At 44.2% G+C, this 20,081-nt stretch carries 19 protein-coding genes; 9 read left to right on the forward strand and 10 right to left on the reverse strand.

Translation table 11 applies throughout. The annotated features are described in order from the left end of the window. Positions 1–37 precede the first annotated feature (37 nt). Complete coding sequence (locus DXX92_RS06170; protein ID WP_115999660.1) at positions 38–1,018, forward strand: zinc-binding dehydrogenase; 981 nt, start codon at positions 38–40, stop codon at positions 1,016–1,018. Positions 1,019–1,149: 131 nt separating this feature from the next. Here DXX92_RS06170 and DXX92_RS19375 read toward each other — a convergent pair whose 3' ends face one another. The 3 genes from DXX92_RS19375 to DXX92_RS06180 form a co-directional block, all read right to left on the reverse strand. Beyond that, on the reverse strand, positions 1,150–1,356 hold the full coding sequence (locus DXX92_RS19375; RefSeq protein ID WP_342768039.1) for a hypothetical protein: 207 nt from the start codon (positions 1,354–1,356) through the stop codon (positions 1,150–1,152). Next, positions 1,357–3,348, reverse strand: coding sequence for a M3 family metallopeptidase (locus tag DXX92_RS06175; protein ID WP_342768040.1), 1,992 nt, complete (start codon positions 3,346–3,348; stop codon positions 1,357–1,359). A gap of 243 nt (positions 3,349–3,591) precedes the next feature. Further along, positions 3,592–4,920 carry a dihydroorotase gene (locus DXX92_RS06180; protein ID WP_115999661.1) on the reverse strand — a complete coding sequence of 443 codons (1,329 nt, stop codon included), beginning with the start codon at positions 4,918–4,920 and terminating at the stop codon, positions 3,592–3,594. A 264-nt stretch (positions 4,921–5,184) separates the two neighbouring features. Between DXX92_RS06180 and DXX92_RS06185 the strand changes: the two genes are divergently transcribed. Beyond that, positions 5,185–6,069: a LysR family transcriptional regulator gene (locus DXX92_RS06185; RefSeq protein ID WP_115999662.1), complete on the forward strand. Its 885-nt coding sequence runs from the start codon at positions 5,185–5,187 to the stop codon at positions 6,067–6,069. 71 nt (positions 6,070–6,140) lie between these two features. Here DXX92_RS06185 and DXX92_RS06190 read toward each other — a convergent pair whose 3' ends face one another. Beyond that, on the reverse strand, positions 6,141–6,347 hold the full coding sequence (locus DXX92_RS06190; protein WP_115999663.1) for a dodecin: 207 nt from the start codon (positions 6,345–6,347) through the stop codon (positions 6,141–6,143). Positions 6,348–6,514: 167 nt separating this feature from the next. Further along, on the reverse strand, positions 6,515–6,871 hold the full coding sequence (locus DXX92_RS06195) for a winged helix-turn-helix transcriptional regulator (RefSeq protein WP_115999664.1): 357 nt from the start codon (positions 6,869–6,871) through the stop codon (positions 6,515–6,517). Positions 6,872–7,054: 183 nt separating this feature from the next. On the opposite strand from DXX92_RS06195, the gene DXX92_RS06200 reads away from it, so the two are divergent. Beyond that, positions 7,055–7,636, forward strand: coding sequence for an NAD(P)H-dependent oxidoreductase (locus DXX92_RS06200; protein ID WP_115999665.1), 582 nt, complete (start codon positions 7,055–7,057; stop codon positions 7,634–7,636). A gap of 9 nt (positions 7,637–7,645) precedes the next feature. Beyond that, positions 7,646–8,188 (forward strand): redoxin domain-containing protein, encoded by a 543-nt coding sequence (locus tag DXX92_RS06205; RefSeq protein ID WP_115999666.1) that lies wholly within the window; start codon positions 7,646–7,648, stop codon positions 8,186–8,188. A gap of 123 nt (positions 8,189–8,311) precedes the next feature. Here DXX92_RS06205 and DXX92_RS06210 read toward each other — a convergent pair whose 3' ends face one another. After that, positions 8,312–9,850, reverse strand: coding sequence for a leucyl aminopeptidase family protein (locus DXX92_RS06210; RefSeq protein WP_115999667.1), 1,539 nt, complete (start codon positions 9,848–9,850; stop codon positions 8,312–8,314). A 194-nt stretch (positions 9,851–10,044) separates the two neighbouring features. Between DXX92_RS06210 and DXX92_RS06215 the strand changes: the two genes are divergently transcribed. After that, a complete protein-coding gene (locus tag DXX92_RS06215; protein ID WP_115999668.1) occupies positions 10,045–10,551 on the forward strand; it encodes a gamma-glutamylcyclotransferase family protein in 507 nt (168 codons plus the stop codon). 35 nt (positions 10,552–10,586) lie between these two features. On the opposite strand, the gene DXX92_RS06220 is transcribed toward DXX92_RS06215, so the two are convergent. The 4 genes from DXX92_RS06220 to DXX92_RS06235 form a co-directional block, all read right to left on the reverse strand. Next, positions 10,587–11,576 (reverse strand): MDR family oxidoreductase, encoded by a 990-nt coding sequence (locus DXX92_RS06220; protein ID WP_115999669.1) that lies wholly within the window; start codon positions 11,574–11,576, stop codon positions 10,587–10,589. A gap of 107 nt (positions 11,577–11,683) precedes the next feature. Further along, a complete protein-coding gene (locus DXX92_RS06225) occupies positions 11,684–12,322 on the reverse strand; it encodes a TetR/AcrR family transcriptional regulator (protein WP_115999670.1) in 639 nt (212 codons plus the stop codon). 128 nt (positions 12,323–12,450) lie between these two features. Next, complete coding sequence (locus DXX92_RS06230; RefSeq protein WP_245961409.1) at positions 12,451–13,638, reverse strand: c-type cytochrome; 1,188 nt, start codon at positions 13,636–13,638, stop codon at positions 12,451–12,453. Between the two features lie 202 nt (positions 13,639–13,840). Continuing rightward, positions 13,841–15,376, reverse strand: coding sequence for an AbgT family transporter (locus tag DXX92_RS06235; protein WP_115999671.1), 1,536 nt, complete (start codon positions 15,374–15,376; stop codon positions 13,841–13,843). A gap of 325 nt (positions 15,377–15,701) precedes the next feature. On the opposite strand from DXX92_RS06235, the gene DXX92_RS06240 reads away from it, so the two are divergent. The 4 genes from DXX92_RS06240 (at position 15,702) to DXX92_RS06255 (ending at position 20,078) form a co-directional block, all read left to right on the forward strand. Beyond that, the gene (locus DXX92_RS06240) at positions 15,702–16,829 is read left to right on the forward strand and encodes a type 1 glutamine amidotransferase domain-containing protein (protein WP_115999672.1); all 1,128 of its coding nucleotides are present in this window, start codon (positions 15,702–15,704) and stop codon (positions 16,827–16,829) included. Positions 16,830–16,898: 69 nt separating this feature from the next. Beyond that, on the forward strand, positions 16,899–17,798 hold the full coding sequence (locus tag DXX92_RS06245; protein ID WP_245961410.1) for an alpha/beta hydrolase: 900 nt from the start codon (positions 16,899–16,901) through the stop codon (positions 17,796–17,798). Positions 17,799–18,028: 230 nt separating this feature from the next. Further along, positions 18,029–18,739: a response regulator transcription factor gene (locus DXX92_RS06250; RefSeq protein ID WP_245961411.1), complete on the forward strand. Its 711-nt coding sequence runs from the start codon at positions 18,029–18,031 to the stop codon at positions 18,737–18,739. Positions 18,740–18,833: 94 nt separating this feature from the next. Next, entirely contained in the window at positions 18,834–20,078 is a 1,245-nt protein-coding gene (locus tag DXX92_RS06255; RefSeq protein WP_115999674.1) for a sensor histidine kinase, read from the forward strand. Positions 20,079–20,081: the final 3 nt, after the last annotated feature.

Here is a 20,081-nt window from a genome sequence, read left to right on the forward strand (position 1 = left end):
GAAACAAGTGAAAACAAGCAATTCGATTGCCAGTAGTATGCGAGCACTGGTATTAACCAAGGCAAGTGAAGACTTTGAACTAACCGAAACTCAGCTACCGGTGCCGAGTGTTGGTGATGGTCAAGTACTGATCAAAGTTGACTATGCCGCGCTCAACCCAGTGGATAGCAAGTTAGCGAAAACTGGGCATAGTGCTTGGCAATATCCGCATATTCCAGCATTAGATGGGGTAGGTACTGTGGTTGATTCATACAGCCCGCATTGCCCGTTAATTGGTAAACAAGTGCTGTGGCATAGCGATTTATCAAAAGCTGGTGCGCTTGCCGAATATGTTGCGATTGAAGCCCATGCGGTATCGCTGTTGCCGGAAGGTGTCGAGCCAATTAAAGCTGCGGCTTTACCTTGTGCGGGTATGACTGCGATCCTTGCGCTATGTAAGCTGCAAGTTGAAGCTGGCGAAACCATTTTAATTGAAGCGGGGGCTGGTGCTGTTGGCCAGTTTGCGATTCAACTAGCAAAAGCTAAAGGGCTAACGGTGCTGGCAACTGCCTCGAAAGCCAATCATAAATTAGTTAGCTGTTTAGGCGCCGATCACGTCTTTGATTATCGCGATAAACACTTAGTGGATAAGATTAAACAAGCTTTGGCTTATCAGCTGTTAGACGCAGTACTTGATTCAGTTGGTGGCGAAGCAACGGCGCGTGATATAGAACTATTACGCTTTAATGGGCGCATTGCCTGTTTAACCGAACTACCAGTAATTGACGCTGGCTTATTGTTTGAACGATCGCCAGCCATTCACGCTATCTCCCTCGGTGGTGCTTGGCTTGCCAATGATCTATGTGCTCAGCAAAAACTCAGTATGATGGGCGATCATTTGCTAGAACTACTCGCTAGCAAACAACTGCATGTCCCTGAAATTTATTCAATTGAATTTGATGCCGAGCAAGTGACCAAGGCTATGCATGCGCAACTCGCTGGTGGGCTAGTGGGTAAGCAGGTGGTTAAGGTTAGTTAGCTGGTAACAATATTTATTTAAAAAGCCCTGACATCTTGCGATGCAGGGCTTTTTTATTGGGTGGCTTTCTATTTTTCTTTTTCCGTCTCTGATGACAGGTGAAAACTTAAGAAAGCCGCTTTAATAGCGCGCTAAGGCTGCGTAAAACCTCGATTTTCTAATAACGCGTCTGTTGTTGGCGCACGACCTCTAAAGCCTTTGTAGGCTTCTTCGTAATTTAACGTATCACCTGTGCTAAACACGAAGTTATAAAGTTTCTGCGCAACTTCTTTGTCGAAAATATTGCCTGCTTCAACAAAGGCGTTAAAACCGTCAGAGTCTAAAATTTCAGACCACATTTAGGCGTAGTAGGCTGAGTCGTAACCGCCAGCGAAGATATGACCAAAGTGTGTGCTGCGATGGCGCATAATAATTTCTTCCGGCTTGCCATAATCACCTAAAATTTTGTCTTCAAACGCTCGCACGTCGATTGAATCAACTTCAGTCATTTTGTGATAAGCCATATCAACCAGTGCTGACGCTGTATATTCGATGGTCGCAAAACCTTGGTTAAAGGTGCTGGCATCTTTAATGCGTTTGATAAGCGCATCAGGCATTGGTTCGTTGGTTTTGTAGTGACGAGCAAACTGCTTCAGCATTTCTGGTTCAGCGATAAAGTGTTCGTATAACTGTGCTGGAAACTCTACCCAATCACGTGACACACTGGTTCCTGCTAGCGTTGGATAAGTAACGTTAGAAAGTAAGCCGTGCAGCGCGTGACCAAATTCGTGGAATAAGGTTACCGCATCAGAGTAGCTCATCAGCGTAGCTTCGCCTTCAGCTGGCTGGTTAAGGTTCATGTTGTTGATGATCAGTGGTTTAACATCACCCGCCAATTTTTGCTGCGTTCTAAACGCACTCATCCAAGCACCAGAGCGCTTAGTTGAACGCGCATAGTAGTCACCAAAGAACAAACCAATCGAAGTGCCGCTGGCGTCTTTTACTTCCCACACACGAACGACAGGGTTGTAAACCGGAATATCGTTGCGCTCAGTAAAAGTTAAGCCAAAGAGCTGCTCAGCTACATGAAACTTAGCTTTGAGCATGTTTTCTAGCTCAAAGTACTGGGCGATTTCACCTTGGTCTAGGTCAAAGCGCGCTTTACGCACTTTTTCTGCGTAGTAACGCCAGTCCCAAGCTTCAAATTTGTGATCTGCGCCTTCTTCTTTCATCAGCTCAAGAATCCATTCACGCTCTTGCTCTGCTTTGGCAACCGCAGGTGTCCAAACCTTCATGAGCAAGTCCATCGCCGCTTCTGGTGAGGATGCCATGGTATTAGACAGTACATAGTCGGAGTGGTGCTTGTAACCTAGTAATTTAGCGCGCTCTGAGCGCAATTTAACGATTTCTTCAACGTTTGCTTTGTTGTCGTATTCGTTGTCGTTATCACCGCGCATTGCCCAGCCTTTGAACGCTTTTTCGCGTAAGTCACGGCGCTCTGAGAACTGTAAGAATGGTTCAACACTTGAACGTTGAAGGGTGATTAAGTATTTGCCTTCCATATCTTGGGCTTTAGCGCTGGCGGCTGCGGCATCAATCATAGATTGAGACATACCTGCCAAGTCTGACGCTTCCAACACGAGTTTAAAGTCAGTGCTGTCGTTCAACATGTTTTGACCAAAGGTGGTGGTGAGTGTCGCAATGCGTTCATTGATTTCGGCAAAACGCTCTCGATCTGCACCTTCTAGGTTAGCACCAGAGCGAACAGCTTCGTTATACAAGCGTTCAACAAGGCGAACTTGCTCGGCTTTTAGGTTGCTGTCGTTACGAGTGGCATGTACCGCTTTAATTCGCTGAAACAACTCAGGATTCATTTGAATCTTATTACTGTGACGGCTTAACAGCGGCGAAATTTCACGTTGCAGGGCTTGCATTTCATCGTTCGATTCGGTGCCTGTTAAGTTAAAGAATACGCGCGCTACGCGCACTAACTCAGCGCCCGAAAGCTCTAGCTGCTCTACCGTGTTGGTAAATGTAGGTAGACTGTCTGATGTCGCAATTGCGTCAACTTCTTTAAGGTGCTTCTCCATTGCCTGCTCAAATGCTGGCATAAAGTGCTCGGTTTTGATTTCATCAAACGGTGGCGCGCCAAATGGTGTACCCCATGCATTAAAAAACGGGTTAGTTGCAGCGGCCACTTGGCTTGGATCTTTTACTGCTGTTTGGCTCTGCTCTTGGGGGGCTTGTGTTTCCTCGGTGGCTTGCTCTTGCTGAGGGGAGCAGCCCGTTGTTGACAATGCCAAGGCAACGGCGCCGGCTGTCAATAATATCGAAAATCGATGTTTAGACATGTGTTTTCCTTCCAATGTAGGTTGAGTTGTTACACTCTGTGTTTTTTATTGTGTTTATTTCCAACAATTTAAACTAATCGTTTAAATAAGCTTTGGTCAAATAATCTGCTTACTTTGCCACGAACTTTGCGACTATTTTTACGACAAGCTTCGGCTAAAATGCGTCAAAATACGGTTACGGTTAATGCTTTTGTCTTGGTCATAGCCCTAGGACTGCTAAAATCCTTAGCCTCGATCAGAGCCTTAGCCCCGATCAAAGCTTAGTGGCATCGCCGAGCTAGCTGCTATGACATTCGTGCCGTCAAACACTAGTTCTCCGTTAACATACGTTGCGGCAATCCTGTGGCTAAAGGTTACGCCGTCGAATGGTGTCCACTGGCACTTATAGCGATTGTTTTGATGACTTGTATAAGTAGATGTACTTGGGTCAATTAAGACGAGATCAGCAAAATAACCTTCTTGAATAAACCCGCGTTTTCTCAGTTTATAGCGCTTAGCTGGGTTATGACTGACTTTTTCCACAACTTTCGTCAGCGGTATGGCACCTCGTGCCGATTGCTCTAATAGTGAAAGTAGGGCGTGTTCAACCAATGGCAATCCTGCCGGTGCTTGTAAATAATCAACTTGCTTTTCCTGCCAAGTATGTGGAGCGTGATCTGTGGCAATAATATCAATGCGGTCGTCGTTGATTGCGTTGATGAGCGCCAATCGATCACTTTCCGCTTTGATGGCTGGGTTGCATTTGATCAGATTGCCGAGCGTTGCGTAATCGTCTTGATTAAACCAAAGGTGATGAACACAAGCTTCGGCGGTGATTTTTTTATTGTCGATCGGCCCGCGTTCAAACAGTGACATTTCTTTTGCTGTGGTCAGGTGCAGTACATGTAAATCACTATCATGTCGTTTGGCTAAATCAATGGCGTATGACGAAGATTGATAGCAGGCCTCAGCATCGCGAATTACCGGGTGATGTTTCGGCGTGAACTCTGTGGTTTGTGTTTTGAGTTGTTTAAAGTTCTTGTCAATCACTGCGCCATTTTCGCAATGGGTAACAATCAGCGTGGGGCTATATTGGAAAATACGCTCTAGTGCTTCTGGGTGTTCAACCAATAAATCGCCAGTAGATGCGCCCATAAACACCTTTACACCGCATACCCAACTTGGATCAAGGCGTTTGATTTCTTCGATGTTGTCAGGTGTTGCGCCAAGGTAAAACGAATAATTCGCCAGCGAGTTATGCTTTGCTAGCTCGTGTTTTTCAAGCAGGGTGTCAATTGTGGTCGTTGAAGGTTTAACATTCGGCATTTCCATAAAACTGGTGATACCGCCAGCTACCGCGGCACGCGACTCACTGTAAATTGAGCCTTTGTGAGTTAAACCGGGTTCGCGAAAATGTACTTGATCGTCAATCATACCCGGTAGTAGCAACATGCCACTGGCATCAATCACAGTGTCATTTGCTGTAAGTGTGATATCTGGCGCAATTTTCTCGATAATATGACCCTTGATAGCGACATCTGCCGCATACATTCGACCACTATCAACCAAAGTCGCACCTTTGATAATTTTCATTGTTATTGCTTAGTATTATTTTTTGGTGAAATACTATGTGATAGTGTAACGATACGCAAATATTGAATAGGGCTTGAGGTTGTTTTTGGTTGTTATAGTGTAACTGGATGTTTCCGTGCTAAGAAGGCACTTGCGGGGTTGCTTTATTGTGATCTCTAACGGCAGTTAATTATCATAAGTCCCTTAATGTAATAGGGTTCTTAAGTGCGGGGCCTTAAGTAAAGGAGCCTTAAGTGATTATTTGGATTGGCGAGCAACAACTCAGTGGTTAAATCAAAAATAGAAGATTTAACGGCATTTATTGCCGTGGTTGATACCGGTGGATTTTCCAGTGCGGCAGAGGCGCTTGATCTGCAAGTGGCCAAAATCTCACGTAGTGTTAGTCGTTTAGAGCAAAGCTTAAATACGACTTTACTTAATCGCACCACGCGACGAGTGGATTTAACGGAAGAGGGGCGCTTGTTTTTAGCTGAAGCAAAACAAGCGTTAGCCACCCTCAGTAATGCAGAAGAAAAACTCTTATTTGCAGATGCCAAGCCCTCTGGGCGATTAAGAATTGATGCCGCCAGCCCGTTTATTTTGCATCAATTAGTGCCGTTAATGGCTGAGTTTAATGCGGCTTACCCAGACATATCGGTGGAACTGATTTCCAATGAAAGCATTATTGACTTGCTTGAACGGCGCACTGATGTGGCTATTCGCATTGGTCAACTGAACGACTCAAACTTGCATGCCAGTCGTTTAGGGGAAAGCCCATTAAAAATAGTGGCAACGCCTGAATATCTTGCCAAACATGGTAAGCCTGAAAGTATTGCTGCGTTGGCAAATCATCAAATCGTAGGCTTTGCTGATTTACCTAAGTTTAATGATTGGGCGCTTGTTGAGCCATGCCAAACAAAACCTTTTATATTGGCAAGCAGCGGGGAGTCGGTCAGGCAACTTGTGCTGCATCATCATGGCTTGGCGCTGCTGTCGAATTTTATGATCTACCGCGATTTAGCCGCTGGCCGTTTAGTTGAATTGCTACCGCGCGCTGTGCTTTCACCCAACCCTTGGGAGCAAATTCAGGTGGTGTACTATAAGCAAACCGCGTTGTCAGAACGCATCAGAGTATTTATCGATTTTTTAAAAGCAAATATTCGGCTTTAGGGAAAAACTGGCTGAAAGCTCGATGTCAATAATCACTGTGCACTAATCAATGACGCACATGCTATTACCTGTTAATCCAGCGTAAATCCGACTTTGATGGTTACTTGCCAATGCGCGACTTTTCCCTCGTCAATTTGACCACGAGTGTCGATGACTTCAAACCACCTAAGATTGTGTAAAGACTCGCTGGCTTTGGCGATAGCATTGCTGACCGCTTGTTCAATACCATCTGGCGAAGAACCTGTTAATTCCAGTAATTTATAAGTGTGATTAGACATATGATCTCCTGTTAAAGAAATAAGCGAAATACCATTTGGGTATTCACTGACTATAGATCAAATATTCTGCTCATCACGGTAAATTGGCGAAATATGAGTAGTTTACGACAAGACTTGTTTAAGCAAATTGACTTAGCTGACTTCACTGACGTAGCTGAGTAGCCGCCTTATATGTCGTTGTGTTCAGACCAGCTTCTTAACTGCTCTAAAATCGACAGCGCCGAGCGGCCAAATTCAGTTAGCTCATAGCTTACCGCGACAGGGCGATCGCTGATCACTTTTCGCAGCACCATACCATTGGCTTCTAACTCTTTTAATCGTTGGTCGATCATTTTCTTGCTTGCGCCGCCAAGTAAGCGAGTTAAATCGTTAAAACGCACTGGCTCATCTTTTAGGTGATAAATAATCGAACCTGTCCATTTTCCACCAATTAACCGCATACCTTTTTCAATGGCACATGGCTCTAGGCAGGCATTTAAAACTTTTTTACGACCTTTACTGTCTGTTTCTACAACACTTTTCATCAAATCCTCTAGGTTTTAACTAGGTTACTAAAAGTATACTAATTGATTAAAGTTTACAGGTTACTAAAATAAACCACAAGTTTGAGTCAGCGATGATGCTGTATTTTATTTTTCATCAATAGCCTAGCTTCTAGCACATTCACATCTGAAGTGATCGCTAGCGCATATTAACGAGATTTTCTTATGAGCAATGTATTAATTATTAACGCCCATCATTACTACCCATTTTCCGAAGGCAAGCTAAATGCCTCTTTGGTTGATAAAGCTGCGACACAACTGGCCGAAAAAGGCCACGAAATTCGTGTTATCAGCATTGGCGAAAGCTTCGATGTTGAACAAGAATTGGCGCATCATCAGTGGGCAGATATTGTTTTATTGCAAGCGCCAGTGAACTGGATGGGCGTACCTTGGTCGTTTAAAAAATATATGGATGAAGTGTATACCGCGGGTATGGGCGGTGCCTTATGCAATGGCGACGGCCGTACAGAAGATGCGCCGAAAAGTAACTATGGTACAGGCGGTGCATTAGCTGGCACCAAATATATGTTGTCATTGACGTTTAACGCGCCAGCGTCATCTTTTAATGACGAGCTAGACTTCTTTGAAGGCAAGAGTGTTGACGATTTGTTCTTCCCTATGCATATGAACTTTAAGTTCTTTGGAATGACGGCGATGGAAACCTTTGTGTGTTTTGATGTGATGAAAAATGCCGATATTGAAAACGACTTTAAACGTTTTGAAGCCCACCTTAACCAACATTTTTAAGCGAGAAAAGTGATGACATACACAACCAATAAACTGCACCCAGGCAGTGAATTTCCTGAAATATCTGTCACCATGCGCTCGGACGAGCAACAAGTATTAGGTAAGGCAGCTAAGCCCAATAGCTGGCAAGTGGTGTTAGTGTATCGCGGTAAACACTGCCCGTTGTGTACCAAGTATCTCAATGCGCTGGAGCACTACCTGGCGCCGTTGGCAGAAATTGACGTTGAAGTACTGGCGGTTTCTGGCGACTCGAAAGTACAGCTAGAAGGGCATATGGAGCAGTTAGACATCAGCTTCCCAATTGCTTACGGCTTAACTGTGGAGCAAATGCAGCAGCTGGGCGTATATATTTCAGATCCGCGCTCGCCAGAGGAAACCGATCATCCGTTTGCCGAGCCGGGCTTATTTGTGGTGAATGGCGAGGGTAAGTTACATGTCGTGGATATTTCGAATAATCCCTTTGTGCGTCCAGAGCTTGGCACGCTGGTTAATGGGTTAGCTTGGATTAAAAACCCAGACAATGACTACCCCATTCGCGGTATGCGTAGCTGATTATTTGAATAGCTATTACAAAGAAGCCGCTAATTAGCGGCTTTCTAATTATTTGTGCTATTTACAGGTAAAGATATTACGAACAGCTGTTGTTCCGGTAAGCAGTTTAAACTGAGTGAGTAGTTATTTGTCTGCTTTTGAGCTTTCACGTACCAGTTGATCCATAAAACGCACGCCCCAGCCTTGCGAGCCTTTTGGAGCTATGGCGATATCTGCGTCTAACCAGTCAACGCCAGCAATATCGAGATGTACCCAAGGTAAATCCTTATCAATAAAAGTGGCAACCACGGCGGCACCAATACTTGCGCCGGGATTACCGGCTCCTGAGTTTTTAATATCGGCAATATCTGATTTTATCTGGTCGAAATGATTAGGGTGAAGTGGTAGTGGCCAGACGTTTTCGCCACTGCTTTTGCCTATTGTCATCATTTGCTCAGTCAATTCCCAGTCACGCGTCACCACAGCAGCATATTCATCACTTAGTGCTCGCACAGCTGAGCCTGTCAAGGTCGCGATGTTAAGCAACAAACTAGGCTTAAAGTCGTTCTGCGCGTAGCGTACAGCATCGGCTAAAATGAGTCGGCCTTCGGCGTCGGTAGAGATAATTTCAATCGTCGTGCCTTGCATTGTAGTTATCACGTCTCCGGGGCGAATGGCATCACCAGATGGCATATTTTCTGCCAGCGGCATCACGCCGACTAAATTGACTTGTTCGCCTCGTTTGGCGACTGCGAGTAAAGTACCTGCAACCGCGGCAGCACCGGCCATATCAGACTTCATCGCCCACATGCCTTTGTTTTGTTTAAGACTAATACCGCCAGTATCAAATGTAATGCCTTTACCTACGAGGGCAATTGGCGCTTGTTTATCGGCACCTTGGTAGTTAATCACCAAAAGTCTTGGATCATGCACCGAACCTTGCCCAACCCCCAGCAACGCTCCCATATTACGCTTTTTCATATCGCGAACTTTCAGCACGTCGATATCAATATTTTTCACCCCTTTAAACGCTTTTTTGACGTGGCTAACAAAACTTTCTGGGTACATAGTTTTACCTGGCTCCGAGGCTAAATCGCGCGCTAAATAAATCCCTTCTGCCATATGTTTTAAGTCTTTGTCGTATTTAGCCTTTGCTGCATTAATATTGCTTGATTGAATGAGCAAGTCGCTAGGTAAGGTTCTAGCTGATGGCGTTTTGTATTTATCAAAATGGTAGTCGCGCAGGGCAGCGCCGAGCGCCAGCCATGCTTCCGGTGTTTCAACTTTGGTGTTAAGTGCATCAGTCACGATGGCGGCTTGCTCTTGCAGGTTAGCTGGAATACTGGCAATAGCATAACCACCTAACGCTTGCAGATTAGCTTGAGTTAACGGCTCTTCACCTTGACCAATCACTGAGATTTGCGAGAACGGTGCAATACCGTAAAAAATCTGCGTGTCACCAAACTTGGTCGAGGCATCACTGTTAGCAATCGCTGCGAGTAATTGACCTGAGGATTCTTGATTAATTTGTGCTGCGACACCCGTTAACGATTGCGTATCTTTGATAAAAACGACAATGCGTTTATGAACCGCCAAATCCAGTACGGTAAATTCTACTTTTGGCAAGGCAAAGGCTTGTGCACTAACTAGCCAGAGAAGGCATATGGTGATTAATTTCTTCATCTTTATTCGCTCTACAGTCGTATATTTTTGTGTATTTTGCGGCGCATGCTAATTGCGTAAGTTTTATTCATCTATTTTTATTGTTTAATGGCTTTTGCGGTAACTTGCTATGGTGTACAACACTTATTTACTAAAACCATTGCTAATCGGTTTATTAGCAGACCGCAAAAGCCGAAATTTTTTAAGGGAGTGTTATGAAGGATAGTGCATTATTGAAGTATTTTGCTTATGGCTCGAATATGTCTGTGCCTCGGTTACAACAACGGGTGCCGAGCGCTCGCTATATTGGCGCTTATTACTTACCCAAGCATGATTTACGATTTCATAAAAAGGGCGTTGACGGCTCAGCCAAGTGTGATGCCTTCCTAACCAACAAAGAAGAAGATGTTGTTTTTGGCGTACTATTTGAGTTCTGCCCCAGTGAGAAACATTTTTTAGACGCCGCCGAAGGCTTAGGTGTGTTTTATTTTGAAAAAGACGTGACGATTTATGATCAACACCATCAAGCCGAGCAAGCCAGCCTCTATTATGCCAGCGATAGCACGCCCGATATTCAGCCGTTTACTTGGTATAAGCATCATGTGTTTTACGGTGCGAGCCAAGCGAATTTACCCGCTGACTATCTTGCTAAAATTGAGCAAATTGCTGCTATTGATGACACGGATGACAAACGAAAAGCAAAAGAGATGGCAATATATTAACCATCTCTTTAATTACTATTTGTTCGCTTATTCGCCTATTTATTAGCGCCAAGATCAACAATGACTCGACCACGCACTTGTCCAGCAATAAGCGCTTGTGCTGTCTCAATGGCTTGGTCAAGGCTGATATCGGTAGAGATGGTTTCTAAATCTGCTGGTTCGATAATCTCGGCTAAGCGCTGCCAAGCTTCGACGCGATCCGTTATAGGTCTCATCACACTATCAATGCCAGCCAATACAACACCGCGCAAAATAAACGGGGCAACCGAGGCTGGAAAATCCATGCCTTGTGCTAAACCACAAGCGGTGACGACACCGCCATATTGCATACTGGCACAAACATTGGCCAAGGTGTGGCTGCCAGCCGCATCAACGGCACCTGCCCAACGCTCTCTCGCTAATGGCTTACCCGGCTCCGATAGGGTATTGCGATCAATCACTTCTGCTGCGCCCAACTGTTTTAAGTAATCGGTTTGGTCTAGTCGACCTGTCGAAGCAACCACGGTATAACCAAGTTTAGCCAAAATTGCGATGGCAAAGCTGCCAACACCGCCGTTTGCGCCGGTGACTAAAATTTCACCTTTATCGGGGGTGACGCCATTTTTTTCTAACGCGATGACACACAGCATGGCGGTATAGCCGGCGGTGCCAATTGCCATTGCTTGGCGCGGTGAGAAAGCTTCAGGCAATGGGATCAGCCAATCACTGTTGAGGCGCGCTTTTTCAGCCAAACCACCACAGTGTTTTTCACCTACACCAAAGCCGTTGAGCAACACTTTATCGCCAACCTTGAATTTGTCGCTATCGCTTGCGGTTACCGTTCCTGCTAAATCAATGCCGGGGATCATTGGAAAGCTTCGCACCACGGGAGCTTTGCCGGTAATGGCTAGGGCATCTTTGTAATTTAAGGTGCTATGGGAAACATCAATAGTGACATCGCCTTCAGGCAAAATGCTGTCGTCAACTTCCTTAACTTGTGCCTGATAACCCTGTTCGTCTTTATTGATAACAATACTCTTAAACATGCTTTCTCCTATTTTAGACCGATTGTCTATTAATGTTGAAAAAAATGTGGTGAAGCTTTTAAATGATAGCCTCGCCGAGTTACTCTTTTTTGCTTATTCGTGTTCGCCTATTCACTTTGCGAAATGCGTGCGATAAAAAAGGCTAAATAGTTATCTAACGGTTTTGCATTTTGAACGAGTTTGGCTCTGCTAACCGCGCCTTCCCAGCCAATCCAAAAGTCTTCAGCGAGCTGAGCGCAATTATGCTTAGTTGCAAGCTCACCGCATGCCTGTGCTGCACTTAAACAAGCTTCTAGTTTTTGCTGCCACTGACTAAATATATCAATGAGTTGTTGGCGGTAACTCAAAGGTAGCAAATCCACTTCTTGACCTAAATTACCCACTAAACAGCCACGTTTAAATTGATAACGCTGCATTCCTTGTTTGGCGTCGTCAACAAAATTGGCAATTCGGGTCAGTGGCGGATGAGTTTCATCGAGTAAATACAGATCGAGCTTACGTGCAAAATAAGTGGCATAGCTATCTATAACAGCTTGTCCAAACGCCTCTTTGCTGGCGAAGTAGTGATAAAATGAACCTTTTGGTACACCGACTTTTCTTAAGATTTGATCGATACCAGAAGAAGCAAAACCATTCTCGGTTAACTGCTCTAGGCCGCTGCGGATCAATGCCGCTTTGGTATCTTGGTTATCGCGGGCAACTTTCGGTGGGCGACCGCGTCTTGGTTTAATAAGGGTATCAGTCATATATTTATATTAGACCGATCGTCTAATTAAATGCAAGGAAGGTCTCAATTGTATGCTTTATAGCAGTCAGCTCGAATAAAGTTGGTTAAATTTAAAGTATGTTTTAGTGCTGTGATTTTGGCATGTCGTTAGTGGCTCACATCCGCAATATCACCGCGTCTAACTGGGTAACCTAAGTGCATCCAACCGAAAATGCCTTCCCACAACACCGCGGTGCGAGTGTAGCCGCGTTTTCTTAACTTATTAATGGTGTAATCGGCAGCAGCCCGAGGGCAAGAGCAGTAGGCGACGATTTGTACATCCTTTGGAATACCGGCAACGGTTTCGTCTAGATCAGCATAGTAAGGGAAGGGAATAGCACCCTCGATATGGGCTGTTTGCCACACGGACGGTACACGCGTATCTAGCAATACCATACGGCTATTATATTCGAGTGCGCGATTTAAGTCTGTTGACATCACGTACATGCCGTCTTTTAGCGTAAAGTTAGGATCATCGCCTTGTTTATTGATGATGTAATCTTTAGGCTCTGGCATTGCCGTTAAGGTTGGCTTAGTTTCGTTTAAGCCTAGTGATTTACTGCGTAAATAAGCGGTAATACTGTTAATTTCTTGCGCGGATAATTTTATCTTAAATGCCTGCATCGGTGTGCCTTGACGACCATTTTCAATGGCATGGCGAATAAATTCATCGGTATTGTGGGCAAGGGCAGATTGGTTCATCAGCGCTGGTGCGTTCACCCCTTCGCCATTAACCCCATGGCAGGCGGTGCAATTAGCCTGATAAAGCGTTTCACCAAATTTGATATCACCAGTGACTGGCTTAGTGGAAAACTTGAGGCGGTCAAAACCTGCTTGTTCAAATAACCAGTAGGTGAGATCCCAAGTTTCCGCCAGTGTCATTGGACCACCCACTTCATCCAGGTAGCCAGCCATGGCAGTGCCTTTGCGGCCATATTGCATCGGGCGCAGCACTTGATGGGCGATGCCAGACTCCATCAAACTTTTACTTTTTAACGAAGGCGCGTGATCATTGGCATAACCTTCACGATTTTTGCCATGACACAAGGCGCAGTACTTTTGATAATTACTTGCGGCGATTTCAGCTTGTTCTGCTGTCAGTTTTCGCGGCGGTGAGCGTAACTCTCGCTCTTTTGCCAATACATTAACGGAATAAATACTGCTGATAAGCACCAAAGCTATCAGGACTAGGCTTTTCGTCAGGCTTTTAGTTTGGTTTAGCCGCATAAAAGCTGGCAAGTAAAAGTGTGACAAGCTGAATTGACCTTTTCGTCCATAAATTGGTATTAACAGCATAATAATTGTTATCTGTGTTCGCTAGTGGTTTAACAAACTTGGTAACAATTGTTTGATTGGACTTTGCTGATAAGCAGTAAAAGGGAAAGTAAATGTAAAGCTAAGAGGGAAGTTCAATGAAATTAGCGAGTGGCCTCAATATTTTAGTGATTGAGACTACTCACTACATTAGCTTATATCGCTATATCTAAGAAGCTAGAGCTTAAGGAAAATACTCATAGCTTGCCTGCAAACCTAGCGGTAAGCCTAAGCTCCAAAAGATCATAAGAAATATTGTCCAAGCGATCAGAAATATTACGGAAAATGGCAACATCATCGCCGCTAAAGTACCTATCCCTGCAGAGGTTACATAACGTTGGCAGAAAACAACAACCAGCGGGAAGTAGGGCATTAATGGGGTGATAATATTGGTACTAGAGTCACCGATGCGATAGGCCGCTTGCGCGAGATCTGGCGATATGCCTAGCTGCATTAACATAGGCACAAAAATTGGCGCTAGCAGTGCCCATTTCGCCGAGGCTGAGCCAACAAAGAGGTTAATAAAGCCGGTAAGGATAATAATGCCAGTAATAGTAACACCGCCTGGCAATGCCAGCGCTTTTAGCGCTTCTGCGCCTTTAACCGCAAGTAAAATTCCTAAATTAGATTGACCAAAAGCGTAAATAAATTGGGCGATAAAAAACATGATCACCAGATAGTAGCCCATATCACTCATCGCTTTACTCATGCCTTGAATAAAGTCTTTGGTGGTTCTGATTTTGCCAATAATAATGCCGTAAACTAGCCCGGGAATAAGAAATAGTAAGAAAATCAAGGGGACGATAGATTGCATTAGTGGTGCAGAAAACGAAGTCAGCGAGCCATCACTTGCGCGCCATGCGGAGCTTTCAAATGAGGTGCTGACAATGAGCAAGACAATGCCAATACCCGTCGCTAATAATGACCAACGTAATGCTTTGCGCTCGCTGTCGAGTAACGGCTCCATGGTCGGCAAATCCGATAAATCGCCATCAAGCTCGTTACCTTGTAGTTTCGGCTCAACGATTTTGTCGGTGATAAACCAGCCCAAGGTAATAATCACTAGCGAAGAGGCCGCGGTAAAATAGTAGTTATTGAGCGGGTTGAGGACGATTTCAGCGTTCAAGATTTGCGCGCCTGCTTGGGTAATGCCTTGCAGCATAGGGTCGATAGAAGACGGTACAAAATTCGCGGAAAAACCACCAGAAACACCAGCAAACGCGGCGGCAATGCCCGCTAACGGATGTCGCCCTGCGGCATAAAAAATAACGCCGCCAAGTGGTATCACTAACACATAACCTGCATCTACCGCAGTATGACTGACAATACCAACCGCAATTACCATAGGGGTAAGTAGCCATTTGCCTGTTACCGCCATCAAGGCTCGTAGGCCAGCGTTGATAAAGCCTGAAAATTCCGCAACACCAATGCCTAAAATAGCGACAAGTACGACGCCAACAGGGTGAAAATGCGAAAAGTTAGTAACCATTTTGGAAAAGAAAGTGGCCATAGCATCACCACTTAACTGGTTGTTAATCACCAAAGCTTGGCCAGTGCGAGGGTCTACAGCGCTAAAATCTACCCCAGAAAGCGCCCAAGAAAGTAGCCAAACAATGACCATCAACGCGATAAATAATGCAGCGGGGTCGGGTAGTTTATTGCCCCAAATTTCCACTTTATTGAGTAAACGCTGAACGAGTGGCTCTGAATGTTTCGTCATAAATTCACCTTTGTTATTCTTTTTGTGGCTTTATTTTGCATCAATAAGCTTGAGCAAAAATTGAACTCATTAGCTCCATCTTAGGAAATTGCTCAAAAAATAGAAAGGGTTGTTGCAAAATTGTTAACTTGATTTCCCTATTGTGGGTCCGTCATCTTTTTACATACCAACTTTAATTGCTAACTATAGCCCAGAACTTTTCCGCAAATATTTTTCTATATGCCTTTTCTAAAGACTGCTGTCTTCACATTTTCTTCACAGCGTCATTGCTAGCTTAACGATTGAATTTAGATATTCATGTACCAGCTAAAACGGAGCAATAGCAATGAAGCAATTTATCATTAAAGTGTTAGTACCTATCACTTTAGTATTTACAAGTATCAATGCCCAAAGCAGCGAAACAGAGTCCACACCAGCAGTGCTTATGGTACTCAGTAGTTATGGTGAAAAAGGGGATGATGGTCAGTTAGTCAAACCAGGCTATGAATTTGATGAAATGAGTAAATCTTATTTGGTATTCAAAGCCGCTGGTGTTGCGGTCACTTTTGCTTCACCAAATGGCGGCGAGCCAATCGCTGATAAGTTTGATAAGAACAAAACTTATAACCAGGCGTTTCTCAATGATAAACAGGCTGTTGATTCGCTAGCTTCAACACTTAAATTATCGCAAGTTGAACCAGCGAAGTTCGATGCGGTTTACGTGGTTGGAGGCAAAGGGCCAATGTTTGACTTAGCAACTAATTCAGCTGTTAAAGACATTATTCGTCAGGTTTACGAAAACAAAGGCATTGTCGGGGCTGTTTGTCATGGTCCAGCAGCTTTGCTCGATGTAAAGCTTAGCAATGGTGACTTGCTGATTGCTGATAAACGCGTGTCAGCGTTTACCAATGAAGAGGAAAATGCCTTTACGAAAAAGTGGCAGCTTCCATTTATGCTTGCAGATAAACTGGCGGAAAATGGCGCGAATTATCAACAAGACGGTTTAATGCTTAATCAGGTCAGTGTTGATGGTCGATTGATTACGGGGCAAAACCCATTTTCTACCACAGACGCGGCGAAAGCCGTGGTTGTAAAACTGGGCTTGCCTGTACCGCAGCACATTGATTTTAAAGATGACCGCACGATAAAACTGGCTGAAGCATTTTTTAATAACCGTGAAGCCGCGGAGCAAGAGTTCATTGCCAACGGTGAACGATATGATGCCATGCTATTGGCGATGTTAGGGCTATACCAAGCCAAGCACGCCACTCGTCAAATCGAGCTTGATATTGGAATAACGCTCATGGAATTGGTGCAGGCGAAAGTGAACCACCCAATGCTAGATACAGCAATAGCCAAAGCCTACCTTGATAAAAGCGATACACAAACGGCGGTGAAACTGCTGCAAACATCAAAAGCGAAGTTCCCTGATAACGAACAAATAGCAAGCCTATTGCTAACGCTGAGCGAATAAGGTCAAGGAGCAATGAGTGTGCTTAATCAAATTAAACAGAAACTTAGCGGTATCAAGTGGGGGAAGGCTATGATCAGTATAGTTGGTATTGTCGCGGTATTGGGTGGCGTATGGTATGCGATTTGGGGCTTGCATCCGTATCAAGTTGACCAGCAAGAAATACAAGCATCTTATACATATCAAAGTATTGCTGATAGGCCAATGAATATGCAGCTTGAACAGTTAACTGCAACGACCTTTGCTTTTACTTATCAAAGCTTTGATGGCGCTATTGTTAATGGTCGAATGGCTTACCCTGATACCTATACTAAAGCTCATTCAATGCCGGTGATGCTGGGCGTGCACGCCATGGGGCGCAGTGAAAATCGCTGGTGGATGGATAGCTTCAAAGAGCGCCCAACACTTGAGCAAACCGATAAGCTAGCCAAGCAGGCGTTGGCCAACGGTTATGCCGTCATCGCCATTGATAGTCGCAACCATGGCAAACGCAAAAACCTTGACTACAACATTATTGAGGTGATGCGTGACTTACATTGGTGGGGCAAGCGCGAGCCATATGAGCAAATGGTTATCGACACGGTTAAAGACTACAGAGTCTTACTGGATTGGGTGGAAAAACAAGCGCAATTTGACCAAGCCAATACCACGGTTGCAGGCTATAGCATGGGCGGCCAAGTATCCATATTACTTGCTGGCGTTGATGAACGAATTGAACGGGTGCTATCTATTGTGCCGCCTTACCTCGATGATAAAGTGGCGATAGTCGCACCAAAAAACTTTACCCATAATTTGGCGCATCTTGATAAATTATGGCTGGTTTCAGCCAATGATGATGAGCATGCTAGCGAGTCTGAGAACGCCGCGCTTTATGCCAACATTACGACAGCCAATAAGAAACATGTGCAGTTTGATGGCGGTCATGTGTTACCTCAGGGCTACTATCAGCAGCTAGAAAACTGGTATCAGTAAGCTAACTTTTTTATGTAAATCTTTGTTTATTTGGCCTTTATTGTGTTGTGTTAGGCGATAAATTAGCTGTATTTTGACTGCGAAGATTCAGCTTCAACGAGAAGTAGCAAGCGACTAAAGGTTTACAATTAAAGTTATGATGTTAAATATTAGCGTCGATAGCTAAGCATATGATAGTGCTATGATTAGCGCTTGATTACTCAAATCATAAGCCATTTAAGGATAACTAATTGACAGCTAAAGCATTGCAAGTAAAACCTTTAAAAGTGCTTATTGTTGAAGATAATTTGGCAATTAGTCGCAATATCGCTAACTTTTTTGAAAAGCATCAGGTGATACTCGATTTTGCTTACGATGGTGAACAAGCATGTGAGCTGGCGTTTAGCCATTATTTCGACTGTATTGTGCTTGATATCGCATTGCCTAAATTAGATGGTTTAGCGGTGTGCCAATTGCTTCGAGCAAAGGCAGAGCGTCATATTCCTATCATTATGCTAACGGCACGCGATACTCTTGATGACAAACTAACTGGCTTTGCGCAAGGTGCAGATGACTATCTTTCCAAGCCATTTGCACTAGAGGAATTATTGGTTAGGTGCCAAGCCTTAGCTGCTCGTAATCAAAGTCAGCAGCGAAAACAGCTTGAACTCGGTGAAGGAAGCCAGCACTTAGTGCTTGATCTAAGCACTAAACAAGTGATGCGAAATCAACAAGAAATCCACTTACAGCCAATTCCATACACAATTTTGCAGTTATTGATGGAAGCTCACCCGAGGGCGCTTACTCGCAGCGAGCTATGCCAAAAGTTGTGGGGTGATGCACCGACAGAGTCAGACGCATTGCGATCTCATTTTTATCAACTAAGAAAAGCGCTAGATAAGCCATTTGATATACCAATCGTTAAAACTATCCACGGTGTTGGTTTTGGTTTAGCGCTTTAACTTTTTAATTCTCTAGCTTATCAGCTTTGCAACTGCATTGCTCATTAGGCTCATTCACTTTATTAGCCAAAATTAGCACATAAGGATCGTTAACATGTTTTCTCAAATACGAAGTCGTATTTTGGCTTATTTTATTGGCTTAGTATTGCTGATTAGCGTGTTATTTGGTGCCCTAAGTTTTTTGTTTACTTATTATGTTGAAGACAGCTTATTTGTGAGCTTGCTTGAACAAGAAAAAGTGTTGGTTGAGGCACAAATTAGCGCGGGTCAGCCAATTCAACCGCAGCTAAATTTCGTCCGTTATTATCCATCAGCTCAGCAATTACCAACAGCCATCTCAGATGTGCTTAAGGATGAACCTGAACGCATTGAATTTTCTGGTGTAAAACAAAACAACAAAGCGCACTACCACTTAGTTAGATTAGGTGACGGGTTTTTAGTGGCAGAAGTAAGTGACTATTTAGTTGTGCGCAATATCAAAGGTGGTATGGCAAAAACACATGCGGTATTTATTGGTATGCTGATTATTGTAGCTTTGTGGCTTGCTTGGTCATTTGCAAAGCGTTTGATTAAGCCAATTGAACAACTTAATGCAGTGCTAATACAGGTTAAAGGTGATGAATTGCCAAACGGCTTTGCTAAGCAGTTTCACCAGGATGAAATTGGTTTGTTTGCCAAAGAACTAGAACGAGCAATTGATCGAGTTCGCGCATTTATCGCCCGCGAGCAGCATTTTACTCGTGATATTTCACATGAACTGCGCACACCATTGGCGATCACTCAAGGTGCCATCACCTTACTTAACGACACTTCCCTGACCAAAGAACAGCTCCCATTAGTTGAACGCATCACATCAGCGCAGCAGCAAATGCAATTATGCATTGAAGGTTTATTAGCCTTGGCACGGGAAGGAGAGACAAAGCACGAGCCCTTACCATTACTTGCTGTTATTGAAGCGGCCATTGTCGAACATCATCAGCTGATTGAAGATAAAGCCATCGAACTAGAAGTTAATGTCTCAAATACTGCCACAGTAACCGCCAACCCACAGGCGTTACGCATCGTTATCGGTAACCTTATCGCTAACGCCTTTAGTCATACCGAACAAGGTAAGATTGATATTGACTGGCAGTCGCCGCGTCTAATTATCAGCAATACTAGCGAAAGTATTGCGCAAGATATTTTACCCAATGTGTTTGAGAGCGGTACAAAAGGTAACCAAAGCCAAGGTTTGGGCATTGGTCTATCATTGGCTAAACGATTATGTGATCAGCAAGCGATAGGAATTGCATTAGCATCTGATAATCATGGCACAACAGCTACGCTAACATTTGCGTAATTG

Source organism: Thalassotalea euphylliae (assembly GCF_003390395.1).
Lineage (GTDB): Bacteria > Pseudomonadota > Gammaproteobacteria > Enterobacterales > Alteromonadaceae > Thalassotalea_F > Thalassotalea_F euphylliae_C.

Excerpts from the sequence above, each read along its gene's own strand:
- DXX92_RS06240 (WP_115999672.1), top strand. The coding sequence starts at position 15,702 with ATGAAGCAATTTATCATTAAAGTGTTAGTACCTATCACTTTAGTATTT.
- DXX92_RS06255 (WP_115999674.1), top strand. The coding sequence starts at position 18,834 with ATGTTTTCTCAAATACGAAGTCGTATTTTGGCTTATTTTATTGGCTTA.
- DXX92_RS19375 (WP_342768039.1), bottom strand. The coding sequence starts at position 1,356 with ATGTGGTCTGAAATTTTAGACTCTGACGGTTTTAACGCCTTTGTTGAA.
- DXX92_RS06170 (WP_115999660.1), top strand. The coding sequence starts at position 38 with ATGCGAGCACTGGTATTAACCAAGGCAAGTGAAGACTTTGAACTAACC.
- DXX92_RS06195 (WP_115999664.1), bottom strand. The coding sequence starts at position 6,871 with ATGAAAAGTGTTGTAGAAACAGACAGTAAAGGTCGTAAAAAAGTTTTA.
- DXX92_RS06190 (WP_115999663.1), bottom strand. The coding sequence starts at position 6,347 with ATGTCTAATCACACTTATAAATTACTGGAATTAACAGGTTCTTCGCCA.
- DXX92_RS06235 (WP_115999671.1), bottom strand. The coding sequence starts at position 15,376 with ATGACGAAACATTCAGAGCCACTCGTTCAGCGTTTACTCAATAAAGTG.
- DXX92_RS06175 (WP_342768040.1), bottom strand. The coding sequence starts at position 3,348 with ATGTCTAAACATCGATTTTCGATATTATTGACAGCCGGCGCCGTTGCC.
- DXX92_RS06230 (WP_245961409.1), bottom strand. The coding sequence starts at position 13,638 with ATGCTGTTAATACCAATTTATGGACGAAAAGGTCAATTCAGCTTGTCA.
- DXX92_RS06200 (WP_115999665.1), top strand. The coding sequence starts at position 7,055 with ATGAGCAATGTATTAATTATTAACGCCCATCATTACTACCCATTTTCC.
- DXX92_RS06180 (WP_115999661.1), bottom strand. The coding sequence starts at position 4,920 with ATGAAAATTATCAAAGGTGCGACTTTGGTTGATAGTGGTCGAATGTAT.
- DXX92_RS06210 (WP_115999667.1), bottom strand. The coding sequence starts at position 9,850 with ATGAAGAAATTAATCACCATATGCCTTCTCTGGCTAGTTAGTGCACAA.
- DXX92_RS06220 (WP_115999669.1), bottom strand. The coding sequence starts at position 11,576 with ATGTTTAAGAGTATTGTTATCAATAAAGACGAACAGGGTTATCAGGCA.
- DXX92_RS06215 (WP_115999668.1), top strand. The coding sequence starts at position 10,045 with ATGAAGGATAGTGCATTATTGAAGTATTTTGCTTATGGCTCGAATATG.
- DXX92_RS06245 (WP_245961410.1), top strand. The coding sequence starts at position 16,899 with ATGATCAGTATAGTTGGTATTGTCGCGGTATTGGGTGGCGTATGGTAT.
- DXX92_RS06225 (WP_115999670.1), bottom strand. The coding sequence starts at position 12,322 with ATGACTGATACCCTTATTAAACCAAGACGCGGTCGCCCACCGAAAGTT.